The following is a 13,310-nucleotide window of genomic DNA, read 5'->3' on the forward strand; positions in this document are numbered from 1 at the left end:
AAACATCCTTGTCGATTTGTAGCTCTCTTATGCCTCAGTGCTTCAGGTGCGGCAAGTGGCCATTACGCCAGATGTTGTGGGATCCGGTACCCGTCTCAGTGGGCCCAAGATGACATAAGCTTCATCATTGCAATCCCGAAATGCGTTAAAACACCTGAACTTATCAGAAGTTTCCCGCTCTCATGCCGGTAGCCATTGGTCGTGGCCGCCTGATAAGCTCGCGGCTTTACTCGATTGCCCTTTAGGCGCATGAACAAGGAAATAGCATGAAACAGCATCGGTTGGCGGCGGCGGTGGCCCTGGTTAGCCTGGTACTTGCGGGTTGTGACTCGCAGACCAGCGTAGAGCTGAAAACCCCGGCGCAAAAAGCTTCCTACGGGATTGGCCTGAACATGGGCAAGAGCCTGGCTCAGGAAGGCATGGATGACCTGGACTCCAAAGCCGTAGCCCAAGGCATCGAAGATGCCGTCGGCAAGAAAGAACAGAAGCTGAAGGATGATGAGTTGGTCGAAGCCTTCGCAGCACTGCAGAAGCGTGCTGAAGAGCGTATGGCCAAAATGAGCGAAGAGTCGGCAGCCGCCGGCAAGAAATTCCTCGAAGACAACGCCAAGAAAGCCGGTGTCACTACCACTGCTTCGGGCCTGCAATACGAAGTGGTCAAGAAAGCCGATGGCGCACAGCCAAAGCCTACCGACGTAGTGACTGTTCACTACACCGGCAAGCTGACCGACGGCACTACCTTTGACAGCTCCGTCGACCGTGGCAGCCCGATCGATTTGCCGGTCAGCGGCGTGATTCCGGGTTGGGTCGAAGGCCTGCAACTGATGCACGTTGGTGAGAAGTACAAGCTGTACATCCCTAGCGAGCTGGCCTACGGCGCCCAAAGCCCAAGCCCGGCGATTCCAGCCAACTCGGTGCTGGTATTCGACCTGGAACTGCTGGCGATCAAGGATCCAGCAAAAGAAGACGCCGCCAAGTAATCAGCGTCTGCTTTAAAAACAACGCCTCGCTTTATGCGGGGCGTTGTTGCATCTGGCGTTCAGCGAGGGTAAACAAAGCGAACGGACGCTGTACGGTGCAGTCATAGCCATTGAGGACGCCGTGCTAGCCGCGCCGGCGCTCCAAGTCAATGAAATCTTGGGTTTTTTTATGTGAGTAAAAAACGCCCGATCTGAGTTGAGCCCTTATGAAACGGGGCTTTCAGCGGTGAAAAATAGCTCTGTTCACAAGGTTATCCACAATTTGTGTGGATAACATTTCAGCGGGAGGAATGATGAAAGCACCCTGGAATTTCGCTCGTTTCCTGCCACTCGCCGGACGCCTGCTTGCCCGTGGGCGTTTGCCGACCCTGCTGTTCGCCGTCGCCAGCAAAGGTGCCAGTCAAGGCAACCGCCTGGGCAAGCTCAAGGACGATTTGCGCCTGTTGCAGGCACTGTGCCTGTCTTACTGGCGCGGCGAATACCGCGCCATCAGCCCGAAGGCAATAATCTCGGTGGTGGCCGGCCTGATGTACTTCCTCAGCCCGGTGGATGCGATTCCGGACTTCATCCCGATGTTCGGCATGCTCGATGACATCGCCGTACTCGCCTGGTTGATGAAAGTCCTCGACGACGAACTCAATGCTTTCCGTGCCTGGCGCAAACGCCAGTTGCCGGAGAAGCTTGCGGTGGTCGAGCGTCTCCCCGATACCCCCGAGCAACTTCAGCTTCAGGGGCCGAAAAAAACCTGATTCGATTGAGGATCGTCCTTATATTCATACCCCCCGCGACCGTGGCCGCTGTTAGGATTACACTTCTATGGAAAAGTGCCGACTCGCTAAGTGTCGTTGTCCTACGGGGAAGTCATGGATATTCAGATAATCACACGCGAAGGCGAGCCCGAATACGCGGTTTTGCCGTGGGCTCAGTACCAGGCTCTACTGAAAGCAGCAGGCATCAACCAACAACCGGCGCCCGACACGCCGGCGCGTCAAGCAACATCACCAGACCCGATACTTCCAGGTCTGGATCAACTACGCAGTTTGCGCGAAGGGAAGGGCATCGCCATTGAGGCGCTCGCCCGCACGGTAGGCATCAGCCCGTCTTATCTGGCCTTGATCGAAAGTGGCGAGCGTCTACCCGACGCTGCGATTCGCCGCAGCCTGGCCTGGGAGTTGACGGTGCCAGGGTGGAGGGATGAATCGTGAGCGTACGCATCAGTCGTCAACATTGGGATGGGTTGCTGGGTGAGTTGGATCAGGCCCGCCGTCAGCGCCATCTGCTGACTTATCGAGCTTTACTGGAACGTTTGCAGTTGCCCACGCCGGCCATGCAAACCCTCACTGCTGCGCTTGAGCATCTGGCCGCGCTGGACGCCAAGGCCGAGCAGCCGCTGCGCAGTTCGCTGGTGATCAGCCAGGGTGCCAGCCGCCTGCCACGCACTGGTTTCTTCGAATGCGTCGAGCGTCTGGGTCGTTTTTCCGGGCCGTCCGACGGTGTTGCTGCCGCCTCGTGGCACGCCTCGGAAGTGGTGCGCGTGTTTGAATACGAGTACCCGGAATCGGCGGAGGCCTGAGTGTTCTTGAAGCTCAAGGCGCGAGCCAGTTACTGGCTGGCCCGCCGGTTATTTCACTGGTCGTGGTTCGTACGACAGCCTCGCGGCTGGAGCTGGCTCGAAGGCCAGTTCGCGCGCATGGCCAACCTCGGTGATGTCGGCGCGCAAAGCTTCTATGGCCACATCCTGGCCTTCCGCGGCGTTGGCCTTGGGGCTCGCGAGGAGGGTGTGCGATTGCTGCGCCTGGCGGCTTTGGCGGGGGATGGCAAAGCGGCGTATCAGGTGGGAGTGATTAGTTTGGCGGGGACGCCGAGCAAGGCGCCGGACCCCGTGGAAGCAGCGCGGTTTTGGCGGATTGCGGCGCAGGCTGGGCATCCGTTGGCTGAGATGAAGCTTAAAGAGCTGGCGTCTCGCGATGCTGCGAAGTAACCCCATCATTTGTTCGCAGAACATAACGTGGCGTGAGGGAAACCTCTCGCCACGTTTGCGTTTCTGAGCGTTCGTTAATTCGTGGCGACGTATTAGAGAATTGCCCTACGCCAACATCGTCCATTCCTTACTTCTTTCCTGATTGATCACCCGCAAAGTGCTGCGCGTTTATTGCTGTGTAAATCCATCGGAGATTTCCTTCGAGTTGTGGCGGCTTTCATGAACTGGTGCGCGACGTGTCTCATCGATAGTCTTCCGGCTGTCACTGCAAATTCAGTGACAGGGTGTGGAAGCCCTTCTATCGTTAGGCGCGTCAAGCGCCACCAATTCGGCATTTTTCGTCTGTGTTTTATGGTGGCTGTGCGCGGGGCGCTTTCGAGTGCGCCGAGTGCCTAACGTCTCGGTCTTCCACACCCGCGTTCAGCCGCCACCTATCGCGTGGAAGTAATTACTTGGCGGCTCCAATCCATACGTTAGGAAGTAAACCAATGAAAACACTTATGCCAGATCCGCCTTTACCCCTCTAACGCCTCATCCCGACAACCGCTTCATGGTGCTGACCAGCAACTGCAGCGACATGCCCACCTTGTTCGTCGACACCCAAGCACCGCTCGATATCCTGACCGACGCCGCCCGCTATCGAATCCGAGCCGTCACCCAAGTACTGGAGAACCTCTCAATGCGCGGTTCGATTGAGTGCGATTCCATGATTCTCAGCGACTTCGCGTTGCTCTGCGCGATTCCGTTGCGCGATGGCTGTGATGTGCTGGATGTGGTTGGGCGGCGGTTGGGGGCGCGGTCAGCCGCTGATTAGATTCGCAGATTTTGGTTGTCTGGTCTGGCCTCTTCGCGGGAAAGCCTCGCTCCTACAGGGCTTGGTGTCGTTTGTGACTATTATGAACGACACAAAAACCCTGTAGGAGCGAGGCTTGCCCGCGAAGGCGTCAGTACAATCAACGATGCCCCAACAGCAGCTCATCCTCTCGCCCCGGCACCACCAAACTATCAATCACATGCACGCTATACCCCGGCACATTCTTCGCGTGATGCTTGGCCTGCGAAGCCATCTCCGCCAACTGGCTCGCATCGAGTTGTCCACAGGCCTGTGGATGCAAATGCACCACGCCGATCGACAATGACAGCAACGGAAATTCCTGGCGCACGCCCTGGCGATTCGGTGCAATAAAGCAGCCGGCTTCCAGGTGTTCGCTGCGGTAGAAGCGTCGGCACTGGCTCTGGAAGTCGTCCAGCAACTGGTTCAAACGTTTGCGCCAATCTTCCGGGCCGAGCACCAGCAGAAAGTCATCACCGCCGATATGGCCGACGAAGTCGCGGGACGGGTCGACGCGATCGTTCAGGCATTGCGCCAGGCACAGCAGGACTTCATCCCCACGGCCGTAGCCGTAGATGTCGTTGAAGGGTTTGAAACTGTCGATGTCGACGTAACAGATCACCGATTCCCGCTCCTGTTGCAACAGCCGCGTCAGGCATTGCTGGATGGGCACGTTGCCCGGCAACAGGGTCAGCGGGTTGGCGTAGCGGGCCTGCTGGATTTTCAGTTCGGTAATCAGCTTGAGCACATCGATCACCCGGCCCAATCCCAGATAGCCGCCGTTGAGGGTGATGATGAAGTCTTCCTCGATGCGCTGCCGCGCGCGGCTGGTGATCAAGCGGCTGACTTGTTGCAGCGACTGGCTCATCTCCACGGCGAGGAAGTCGTCGTTCATCAAGCGGCTGATGGGCTTGCGTGCAAACAGGTCGGTAGCAAACGGCTTGAGCAGTGCGTCCGAGAGCGAATGCCGATGGACGATGCCGCAAGGATGGCCTTGCTCGTCGAGCACCGCCAGTGAGTTCAGGTTGGCCTGGCGGCGGAAGGCTTCCAGCACCGTGGCCGTCGGTGTGTCCCGGGCCACGGCCGGTTGGTCGTTGAGCAAGGCGCTGAGGTCGCTGCCTTCGTCATTCAGCGCCACGGCGGTGCTGTCGTGTTTTGGCATCAAGGATCGCGCCTCGCGCGGTGGATGCTCTTGAGGCCGACACAGCAAGTAGCCTTGCACCAGATCGACGCCCATCTCCGTCAGCACCGCGAGCTCTTCCGGCAGTTCGATCCCTTCGGCGATCACCTGAGCCCGCGAGGCTTTGGCGATTTGCAGGATCGAGCCGACGAACTCACGCTTGAGCGCGTCCTGGTGAATACCGTCGATGAAATGCCGGTCGATCTTCACGTAGTCCGGACGCAGCTCGGACCACAACCGCAAGCTCGAGTAACCCGCGCCCAGATCATCCAGCGCAATGGAAAACCCCATCGCCCGATAGTGATGCAAGGCGTTTTGCAGTAGCTGGAAATCGTCGGTCGGGGTCTGTTCGGTGAGTTCGATCACCACCTGGCTCGGCGGGATGCCGAAGTCCTGCAGCAATTGCAGGGTCCGACCCGGTTGATGGGCGGCTTCCAGCAGGGATTCAGGAGAGACGTTGAGAAACAGTTTGCCGGGCAGCTGTTGTTCATTGAAGCGTCGGCAGGCACTTTCACGGCAGGCGATTTCCAGCTCGCTCAAGCGACCGGCCTGGCGGGCGACCGCGAACAATGCGATAGGGGAGTGCAGCGGGCTGTTTGATGGGCCGCGAGTGAGGGCTTCGTAGCCGACAATGCGTCGCTCAGAGACGGAAATGATCGGCTGGAACAGGCTGTGCAAACCGCTTTGAGCCAGAATGGAACTCAAGGCACTCAGCTGTTCAGTGGTGGTCATGGCGATCTCTGGCGATAAAAAAAGGACTGGGAGCCATGAGCTCCCAGTCCTTTATTTCACGACAGAATGATGACTGTTTGATGACGCTCCGGGGAGCGTCAGCATTAAATTGCCATCATTTTAGTGCTTGGCGACCGCGGTGTTGAGTTTCAGGTAGTCCAACAGAATCCGCCCGGTCTCGCTCAAGTAGGCATCGTCTTCTGGCTTGGTCTTGTCCGGCTCGGCCGCGATGGCGTCTTCGTCTTCTTTCTTCAGCTCTTTGAGCGGCTCTTCGCCCTTGGCCTTGCGACGGATGTTTTCCATCACCAGTTGCTTGGCTTCGATATCGGCGTGTTGCGCACGACGATCGGCTTCATTGAGGCTGACGGTTTTTTCCGCCATCAGCTTCTGCGCCAGGGCCAGTTTGTCGCGGATGAACACGAACTCTGCGTCTTTGGCCGAACGCACGTCATGCTCGGACTTGAGCTGCGTGATGTATGGTTTGAACGGATCGACCGCCGGCTTGATGGCCGCACGGATGGTGTCCCACGGCATGGCTTCCGGCAGGGCGCTTTCGCCGATTTCCTTGGTGTCAATGATCGACGGGTAATCGATGTCCGGCAGTACGCCCTGATGCTGGGTGCTCTGGCCGGAAACCCGGTAGAACTTGGCCAGCGTCAGTTTCAGTTCGCCATGGTTCAGCGGCTGAATGGTCTGCACGGTGCCTTTGCCGAAGGTCTGGCCGCCGATGATCAGCGCGCGGTGATAGTCCTGCATGGCGCCGGCAAAAATCTCCGAAGCCGAGGCCGACAAGCGGTTGACCAGCAACGCCATCGGGCCTTTGTAGAACGCACCCGGATTTTCATCTTCCAGCACATCGACCCGGCCGTCGGCGTTACGCACCAGCACGGTCGGACCTTTGTCGATGAACAGACTGGTCAGCTCGGTGGCTTCCTGCAAGGAGCCGCCGCCGTTGTTGCGAAGGTCGATGACCACGCCGTCGACTTTCTCTTTCTGCAACTCGGTCAGCAGTTTCTTGACGTCGCGAGTGGTGCTCTTGTAATCCGGATCGCCCGCACGGAACGCCTTGAAGTCGAGGTAGAAGGCCGGGATCTCGATGACGCCGAGCTTGTAGTCCTTGCCATCCTGTTTCAGGTTGAGGACCGACTTCTTCACCGCCTGGTCTTCAAGCTTCACTGCTTCACGGGTGATCGGCACGATTTTGCTGGTCTGGTCGTTTGGCGCGTTGTTGGCCGGAATCACTTCCAGACGCACCACGGTGCCTTTCGGACCACGGATCAGCTTGACCACTTCGTCCAGGCGCCAGCCAACCACGTCGACCATCTCTTTGTTGCCTTGGGCAACGCCGATGATCTTGTCGGCCGGTGCAACCTGCTTGGTCTTGTCGGCTGGGCCCGCGGGCACCAGGCGCACGACTTTCACCTGATCGTTATCGCTCTGCAACACGGCGCCGATGCCCTCGAGGGACAGGCTCATGTTGATGTCGAAGTTTTCCGCGTTATCTGGCGACAGATAGTTGGTGTGCGGGTCGTAGGACATGGCGAAGGTGTTGATGTACGCCTGGAAGATGTCTTCCGCACGGGTCTGGTCCAGGCGCGCCAACTGGTTCTTGTAGCGCTTGGTCAAGGTTTCCTGAATCTGTTTGGAATCCTTGCCCGCGATCTTCTGCCGCAAGACTTCGTCCTTGACGCGTTTGCGCCACAGGTCGTCGAGTTCGGCGGTGGACTTGAGCCAAGGGGCGTCCTTGCGATCGATCAGCAAGGTTTCCTTGGTGGTGAAGTCGATTTTGTCGACGCCCTTGTTCAGCTCGGCAAGGGCAAAGTCCAGACGCGCTTTGACGCGGTCCAGGTAGCGCTTGTAGATGGTGAACCCGGCGTTGAGGTCACCGCTTTTGAGGAAGTCGTCGAACTGGGTCTTCCACTTGTCGAACTCGGCAATATCGCTGGCCATGAAGTAGCTGCGCGACGGATCCAGCAGCTTGAGGTAGCTGTCATAGATGATCACGGAGCGCGCGTCATCGAGCGGCGGCTTGCTGTAGTGATGGCGCTTGAGCAGTTCGACGACGTTCAGGCTGGCGATCACTTCATCACGATCAGGCTGAAGCTTGTCCCAGCTATTGGCTGCGAATGTATTGCTCGACATCGGCAACAGGCCGATACCAATGAATAGGGCTAGGGCGGTGCTGGGAAAAAAATGCTTCATGCTGATTCGACGCGGGGACAATTGATCACGCATATTAGGCCGTCTTTGAAGTCGCCGGTTCCACAAAGGGCCGGTCACATAATGCAAGAAAGCCCGGCGCTACAGCTACGGGCTCAGTCCAGACTCACTATGGAGGCACTGTGAAAGCATTGCAAGGCGTGGAAGGTCAAGTGGAGTGGGTTGAAGAGCCCAGTCCTACATGCGATGTAGGACAAGTTCGGATTCGAGTGGCGGCGGCGGGCCTCAATCGCGCCGATTTGTTACAGAAAGCGGGGCTTTATCCGCCACCGCCGGGAGCCAGTCAGGTACTGGGTCTTGAGTGTTCAGGGGTGATCAGCGAGGTCGGCCCGGGCTCGTCCTGGCAGGTCGGTGATCGGGTCTGCGCCTTGCTGGCCGGGGGTGGGATGGCCGAGGAGGTAGTTGTCGACGGACGGCATGTGCTCCCGGTCCCCGAAGGTTTGTCCTTGGCCGAGGCGGCAGCGTTACCGGAGGTGTACGCGACCGTCTGGCTGAATTTGTTTCAACTGGCTGCGCTCAAACCGGGTGAGAAAGTTCTTCTGCACGCCGGAGCAAGTGGAATCGGTTCAGCGGCCATTCAGCTATGCAAAGCCTTTGGCAACCCGTGCTGGGTCAGCGTCGGTTCTGCCGAGCGTCTGGCTTATTGCGAAGCGCTGGGTGCGCAGGGAGGTGTGGTGCGCTCGGGCGACCTGGACAGCTTGCGTGACCTGGGGCCGTTCGATGTGATTCTCGACCCGGTGGGCGGCAATTACGCCGCACTGAACTTGAAAATGCTGGCCCTGGATGGTCGCTGGGTGCTGATCGGCTTGATGGGCGGTCGTGAAGCGAACCTGGACCTGGCGCAGGTCCTGGCCAAGCGCGTGCAACTGCTCGGCTCGACCTTGCGCAGTCGCGATGAGCAGTTCAAGGCGGATTTGTTCAGTGATTTGAGCCAGCACGTGTGGCCGTTGTTTGCTGAAGGGCGGTTGAGCCCTCAGTTGGCGAAGACCTACCCCATCAAGGACGCCGAAGCGGCGTTTGCGGAGTTGGCGAGTAATAAGGTGGCGGGGAAGTTGGTGTTGATCATCGACCCAAGCCTGACCTGATCCCCGGCTAAACGAAATCCTTGTGGGAGCGTGGCTTGCCCGCGATTCAGGCGGCGCGGTGTGTCAGTCAGACCGCGTCATCGTTCATCGCGGGCAAGCCACGCTCCCACAGGTACGGCGTAATTCTTGAGAGAGCGGTTACTTCCAGATATGGATCGGCCAGCCGGCTTTTTCGGCGTGCTCAAGCAACACCGGATCCGGGTTCACTACGTGTGGGAAATCCACCTTCAACAGCAGCGGTAAATCGTTACGCGAGTCGGAATAGAAACTCGCGCCTTCCAGGTTTTCCTCTTCCGCATCCAGCCACTCCAGCAACCGGACGATCTTGCCTTCGCGGTAGGTCAGGGTGCCGACGGTGTGGCCGCTGTAAACGCCGTGCGCCACTTCCAGTTCGATGCCGAGAATCTCGTCGATGCCCAAACGGTCGGCAATCGGTCTGACCAGGTGCGTGCCCGACGCCGAGATCACCAGAATCCGGTCGCCGGCCTTGCGATGGGCCGCAATCGCTTTGGTGGCGTCACTGAAAATGATCGGCTCGATATAGTCCTCCACCCAAGGCCCGACCAGATGATCGACCTCTTCCGGTGTGCGCCCGATCATCGGCTCCAGGCTGAAGGTCATGTAATCCTCCATCCGCAGCTTGCCGTGGCTGTAGGCGTCCATCAATTCGTTGTTTTGACGCATGAACGACTCGGGATCGACCCAGCCCAGGCGGCCCATTTGCTCGCTCCAGAGGGTGGCGCAGTCGCCGTGGATCAGGGTTTCGTCCAGATCAAAAATTGCCAGGGCCATCAGTGCAGTTCTCTCTTCGACATCAACAAAGGCATCAGGCTACCTCACACAGGGCAGTCGGATCGATGGAAAGTGCCAGGCGCTGACCATCGGGGTGCAGATCGGCCGCCGAGCGGTTCAGTACATCCACCACCAATTCCACGCCCCGGGCTTCGACCCGATAGCGAATCACGTTGCCCAGCAAGCTGTGGCTGCGGATTTGCGCATCTAGCTCGCCATTGAGGCTCAGCTCGATGGCTTCCGGGCGAATCGCGATGCGGTGGTTGATCGGCCGTTGCAGCAGTTTCGAGGCGCTATCGGCGTCCAGCAGGTTGTAGTTGCCGATGAAACCGGCGGCAAACACATCCACGGGCGCGGTGTACAGGGTTTCGGCGTCGCCGCTCTGTACGATCTTTCCCTGATTCATCAGGAAAATCCGGTCAGACATGGTCAGGGCTTCTTCCTGATCGTGTGTGACGAAAATCGTGGTCAGGCCGAGTTCACGCTGGATCTGACGGATCTGTTCGCGCAAGTGCTTGCGAATCCGCGCATCGAGGGCCGACAACGGTTCATCCAGCAGCAACAGCCGTGGCCGCGTGACCAATGAACGGGCGAGGGCCACGCGCTGGCACTGGCCGCCCGACAATTGATGCGGATAACGGGCGGCGAAGTCATTGAGCTCCACCAGTTTCAGTACTTCGGCGACACGCTTCTGGCTGTCGTCGGCGTTGACCTTTTGCATGCGCAGACCGAAGGCGATGTTCTGCTCCACGGTCATGTTGGGGAACAGCGCATAACTCTGGAACACCATGCCAATCCCGCGTTTCTGTGGGCTCATCGGAACCAGATCGACGCCCTCCAGCAGAATCTTGCCGCCATCTACCGACGTCAGGCCGGCGATGCAACGCAACAGCGTGGACTTGCCGCAACCGGACGGGCCGAGGAGGGTGACGAACTCACCTTTCTGGATTTCGCAGTTGATGTCGCTGAAGACGGTGGTGCCCGCGTAATTTTTTTGAAGATGTTGGACGCTGACATAGCTCATTCGCTTTTGTCCTTGTTCAAGATATTGGCCGCCCAGGTCAGAACCAGCACAAAAAAGAAGTAGGAAATCACCAGCGCACTGGTGAAGTGGCCGCTGCTGTTACGCATGTTGTTGAGGTAGACCTGCAGGGTTTCGTAGCGGGTGCCGACCAGGATGTTGGCAAACACGAATTCACCGAACAGGAACGAGAAGGACAGCAGCAACGCCACCATCAAGCCCTTGCGCAGGTTCGGCAGCACCACCAGGAATGCCGCTTGCCAGGTGCTGGCGCCGAGCAGTTGCGCGGCGTCCATCAGGTCGCGCAGGTTGATCGCTTGCAGGTTGTTGGTGATCGCCCGGTACATGAACGGCAGTGCGATGGTGAAGTAGCAGCCGATCAGAATCCACGGCGTACCGACCATCGCAAACGGCCCGGAACCGTAGAGCTGCAGCAGCCCCACCGACGACACTACCGGCGGAACCGCAAAGGGCAGCAGGATCAGGATGTTCATCAGCGCATCCAGTTTGGGGAAGTGGTAATGCACCACGAACAGCAGCGGCAGAATCAGCACCACCGACAGAATCAGCGCGCCGACGCAGACCAGCAGCGACTGCCCAAAGGCATTCAGGAAGCGCGGATCGCTCCACAGCTGGATGTACCACTTGAAGGTAAAGCCGCTGGGCAGAATGGTCGCCGACCAGCTGCTGGCGATCGAGTAGATCAACGTCCCGGCCAGCGGCAACAACAGAATGGCAAACAGCACGTACACCACCACCCGGTGATAGACACCGGCGGGGCCCAGTTCAGCGCGAGACATGGTAGCTCCTCTTCAACAGCAGCTGATGCACGATGGTCACCAGGGTCATCAACGCCACGAGCACCACGGCCAGGGCGCTGGCCAGGTTCGGATCCAGGGAAATGTCGCCGGACACCATCGCCGCGATGCGGATCGGCAGCACGTTGAAGTTGCCGGTGGTCAGCGCGTAGACCGTGGCATAGGCGCCAAGCGCGTTGGCCAGCAAGATCACGAAAGTGCCGAGCAGCGCAGGGGTAAGCACCGGCAAACCGATGTGGCGCCAGTACTGCCAGCCGTTGGCGCCAAGCAATTCGGCGGACTCACGCCAGTCTTCGCGCAAGGCGTCGAACGCCGGGTAGAGCAGCAGCACGCCCAATGGAATCTGGAAGTAGGTGTAGAGAATGATCAGCCCGGTTTTCGAATACAGGTTGAAGTCCTGAATGATCCCGGCCTGCTTGAGCATGATGGTGAAGCTGCCGTTGAAGCCCAGCAAAATGATGAAGGCAAAGGCCAGGGGCACGCCGGCGAAGTTGCTGGTCATGTTGGCGAAGGCGTTGACGAAGTTACGCAGTTTCGAGTCGACCCGACGCAGGGAATAGGCGCCGAGCACCGCGATGATGATGCCGAATACGCTGGACCAGAAACTGATTTCGAGGCTGTACTGGATCGCCTGCAAATAGAACTTCGAATTGAAGATCTTGGTGAAGTTGGCCAGGCCCCAACCGAACTCTTCCGATTGCAGGCTGTTGATCATCACCCAGACCAGCGGGGCGATCTCGAACACGATAAAGAACAGGGTGAAAGGCACCAGGCACAATGCTGCCAGCCATTTACCACGGGTCATGGCGTTCACTTGAGCAGCTCCCGGCAGACAGGTTTGTCGTGGGCCACGCCCAACAGTTCGCAGACCGTGCCACAGATGTCCGTCTGTTTTGGCGCGGCGCGGGTGTTGAAGCTGAAGGCATCGCCCAGGACAAACAGCGGCACTTCGCGTTCTTCCGGCAGCAGGCCGTTGTGCGAGCGGTCGTTGTTCATGCCGTGGTCGGCGGTCACCAGCACTTGGTAGCCGGCGTCGAGCCAGGTTTGCAGGTAGTCAGCCAGGATAATGTCCACCGAGCGGGCGCTGTTGCGGTATTGCGGGGTGTCGAGGCCGTGCTTGTGCCCGGCGTCGTCGATGTTCATGGGGTGGATCAACAAAAAATTGGGCGCATGGCGTAGACGCAGGTTTTCGGCGTCGGCGAACAGGTGCGAATCCGGGTAGTGATCGTTCCAGTAGAAGTGACCGTGCTGGATCGGCAGGTCGGGGCTGTCGGTGTGACGATCCCGTGCGGCCACGAACGGCGAGCGGTTATACAACTCGCTGACCCAGTGATAGGCCGCGGCGGCCGTGGTCAGGCCGGCATCCGTGGCGTAGTGATAAATGCTGCGCTGGTTGGACAGGCGCGAGACGTTGTTGTGGACGATGCCGCTCTCGATGGGCGGGACGCCGGTGAGGATGCATTCGTAAAGCGGTCGGGACAGGGCCGGCAGTTCGCACTCCAGTTTGTAGAGCGCCGCGCGTCCTGCGCCGACGTAAGCCTGCAGGTGCCCCAAGGCGTGGCGCGCGACTTCATAATTGAGGCCGTCGAGCACGACAAGGATGACGTTGTGCTTCATAGGGGCGGGACTCCGCGAAACAGATGATTCAGGTACGCAACCAATCCCCCTG

At 58.9% G+C, this 13,310-nt stretch carries 13 protein-coding genes and 1 pseudogene; 7 read left to right on the plus strand and 7 right to left on the minus strand.

Annotation, left to right across the window (positions count from 1 at the left end):
• The first annotated feature begins 266 nt into the window (after window positions 1–266).
• The 6 genes and pseudogenes from bamJ to ACA075_RS08730 all read left to right on the plus strand — a co-directional run bounded on the left by bamJ (window position 267) and on the right by ACA075_RS08730 (window position 3,775).
• Window positions 267–980 carry a BamJ family beta-barrel-assembly machinery protein gene (bamJ, locus tag ACA075_RS08705; protein ID WP_109628686.1) on the plus strand — a complete coding sequence of 238 codons (714 nt, stop codon included), beginning with the start codon at window positions 267–269 and terminating at the stop codon, window positions 978–980.
• Between the two features lie 293 nt (window positions 981–1,273).
• On the plus strand, window positions 1,274–1,729 hold the full coding sequence (locus ACA075_RS08710) for a YkvA family protein (RefSeq protein ID WP_497299215.1): 456 nt from the start codon (window positions 1,274–1,276) through the stop codon (window positions 1,727–1,729).
• A gap of 114 nt (window positions 1,730–1,843) precedes the next feature.
• A complete protein-coding gene (locus ACA075_RS08715) occupies window positions 1,844–2,185 on the plus strand; it encodes a helix-turn-helix domain-containing protein (protein ID WP_497298112.1) in 342 nt (113 codons plus the stop codon).
• Complete coding sequence (locus tag ACA075_RS08720; RefSeq protein WP_003223109.1) at window positions 2,182–2,553, plus strand: hypothetical protein; 372 nt, start codon at window positions 2,182–2,184, stop codon at window positions 2,551–2,553. The genes ACA075_RS08715 and ACA075_RS08720 overlap by 4 nt, the downstream gene beginning before the upstream one ends.
• Entirely contained in the window at window positions 2,554–2,961 is a 408-nt protein-coding gene (locus ACA075_RS08725) for an SEL1-like repeat protein (RefSeq protein WP_497298113.1), read from the plus strand.
• A 488-nt stretch (window positions 2,962–3,449) separates the two neighbouring features.
• Window positions 3,450–3,775: pseudogene (locus ACA075_RS08730) on the plus strand (hypothetical protein).
• 139 nt (window positions 3,776–3,914) lie between these two features.
• Here ACA075_RS08730 and ACA075_RS08735 read toward each other — a convergent pair.
• Both ACA075_RS08735 and ACA075_RS08740 read right to left on the minus strand, forming a co-directional pair.
• Window positions 3,915–5,705, minus strand: a complete 1,791-nt coding sequence (locus tag ACA075_RS08735) for a bifunctional diguanylate cyclase/phosphodiesterase (protein WP_497298114.1) — start codon at window positions 5,703–5,705, stop codon at window positions 3,915–3,917.
• Between the two features lie 120 nt (window positions 5,706–5,825).
• Window positions 5,826–7,907, minus strand: a complete 2,082-nt coding sequence (locus ACA075_RS08740; RefSeq protein ID WP_497298115.1) for a carboxy terminal-processing peptidase — start codon at window positions 7,905–7,907, stop codon at window positions 5,826–5,828.
• A gap of 140 nt (window positions 7,908–8,047) precedes the next feature.
• On the opposite strand from ACA075_RS08740, the gene ACA075_RS08745 reads away from it, so the two are divergent.
• A complete protein-coding gene (locus ACA075_RS08745) occupies window positions 8,048–9,010 on the plus strand; it encodes a zinc-binding dehydrogenase (RefSeq protein ID WP_497298116.1) in 963 nt (320 codons plus the stop codon).
• Between the two features lie 138 nt (window positions 9,011–9,148).
• On the opposite strand, the gene ACA075_RS08750 is transcribed toward ACA075_RS08745, so the two are convergent.
• Genes ACA075_RS08750 through ACA075_RS08770 form a run of 5 tightly spaced genes read right to left on the minus strand, consistent with a single transcriptional unit; the run spans window position 9,149 to window position 13,258 of the window.
• On the minus strand, window positions 9,149–9,802 hold the full coding sequence (locus ACA075_RS08750; protein WP_497298117.1) for an HAD family hydrolase: 654 nt from the start codon (window positions 9,800–9,802) through the stop codon (window positions 9,149–9,151).
• A 34-nt stretch (window positions 9,803–9,836) separates the two neighbouring features.
• Window positions 9,837–10,826, minus strand: coding sequence for an ABC transporter ATP-binding protein (locus tag ACA075_RS08755; RefSeq protein WP_497298118.1), 990 nt, complete (start codon window positions 10,824–10,826; stop codon window positions 9,837–9,839).
• Window positions 10,823–11,623 carry an ABC transporter permease gene (locus ACA075_RS08760; protein WP_497298119.1) on the minus strand — a complete coding sequence of 267 codons (801 nt, stop codon included), beginning with the start codon at window positions 11,621–11,623 and terminating at the stop codon, window positions 10,823–10,825. The genes ACA075_RS08755 and ACA075_RS08760 overlap by 4 nt, the downstream gene beginning before the upstream one ends.
• Window positions 11,610–12,446 carry an ABC transporter permease gene (locus ACA075_RS08765; RefSeq protein WP_497299216.1) on the minus strand — a complete coding sequence of 279 codons (837 nt, stop codon included), beginning with the start codon at window positions 12,444–12,446 and terminating at the stop codon, window positions 11,610–11,612. The genes ACA075_RS08760 and ACA075_RS08765 overlap by 14 nt, the downstream gene beginning before the upstream one ends.
• 5 nt (window positions 12,447–12,451) lie before the next feature.
• Window positions 12,452–13,258, minus strand: coding sequence for an alkaline phosphatase family protein (locus ACA075_RS08770; protein ID WP_497298120.1), 807 nt, complete (start codon window positions 13,256–13,258; stop codon window positions 12,452–12,454).
• Window positions 13,259–13,310 lie beyond the last annotated feature (52 nt).

The organism is Pseudomonas sp. LBUM1663, assembly GCF_059695905.1.

What these genes read in the sequence shown, in the direction of transcription:
- bamJ (WP_109628686.1), top strand. Translation starts at nt 267, where the DNA reads ATGAAACAGCATCGGTTGGCGGCGGCGGTGGCCCTGGTTAGCCTGGTA.
- ACA075_RS08710 (WP_497299215.1), top strand. Translation starts at nt 1,274, where the DNA reads ATGAAAGCACCCTGGAATTTCGCTCGTTTCCTGCCACTCGCCGGACGC.
- ACA075_RS08715 (WP_497298112.1), top strand. Translation starts at nt 1,844, where the DNA reads ATGGATATTCAGATAATCACACGCGAAGGCGAGCCCGAATACGCGGTT.
- ACA075_RS08735 (WP_497298114.1), bottom strand. Translation starts at nt 5,705, where the DNA reads ATGACCACCACTGAACAGCTGAGTGCCTTGAGTTCCATTCTGGCTCAA.
- ACA075_RS08740 (WP_497298115.1), bottom strand. Translation starts at nt 7,907, where the DNA reads ATGAAGCATTTTTTTCCCAGCACCGCCCTAGCCCTATTCATTGGTATC.
- ACA075_RS08750 (WP_497298117.1), bottom strand. Translation starts at nt 9,802, where the DNA reads ATGGCCCTGGCAATTTTTGATCTGGACGAAACCCTGATCCACGGCGAC.
- ACA075_RS08755 (WP_497298118.1), bottom strand. Translation starts at nt 10,826, where the DNA reads ATGAGCTATGTCAGCGTCCAACATCTTCAAAAAAATTACGCGGGCACC.
- ACA075_RS08760 (WP_497298119.1), bottom strand. Translation starts at nt 11,623, where the DNA reads ATGTCTCGCGCTGAACTGGGCCCCGCCGGTGTCTATCACCGGGTGGTG.
- ACA075_RS08765 (WP_497299216.1), bottom strand. Translation starts at nt 12,446, where the DNA reads ATGACCCGTGGTAAATGGCTGGCAGCATTGTGCCTGGTGCCTTTCACC.
- ACA075_RS08770 (WP_497298120.1), bottom strand. Translation starts at nt 13,258, where the DNA reads ATGAAGCACAACGTCATCCTTGTCGTGCTCGACGGCCTCAATTATGAA.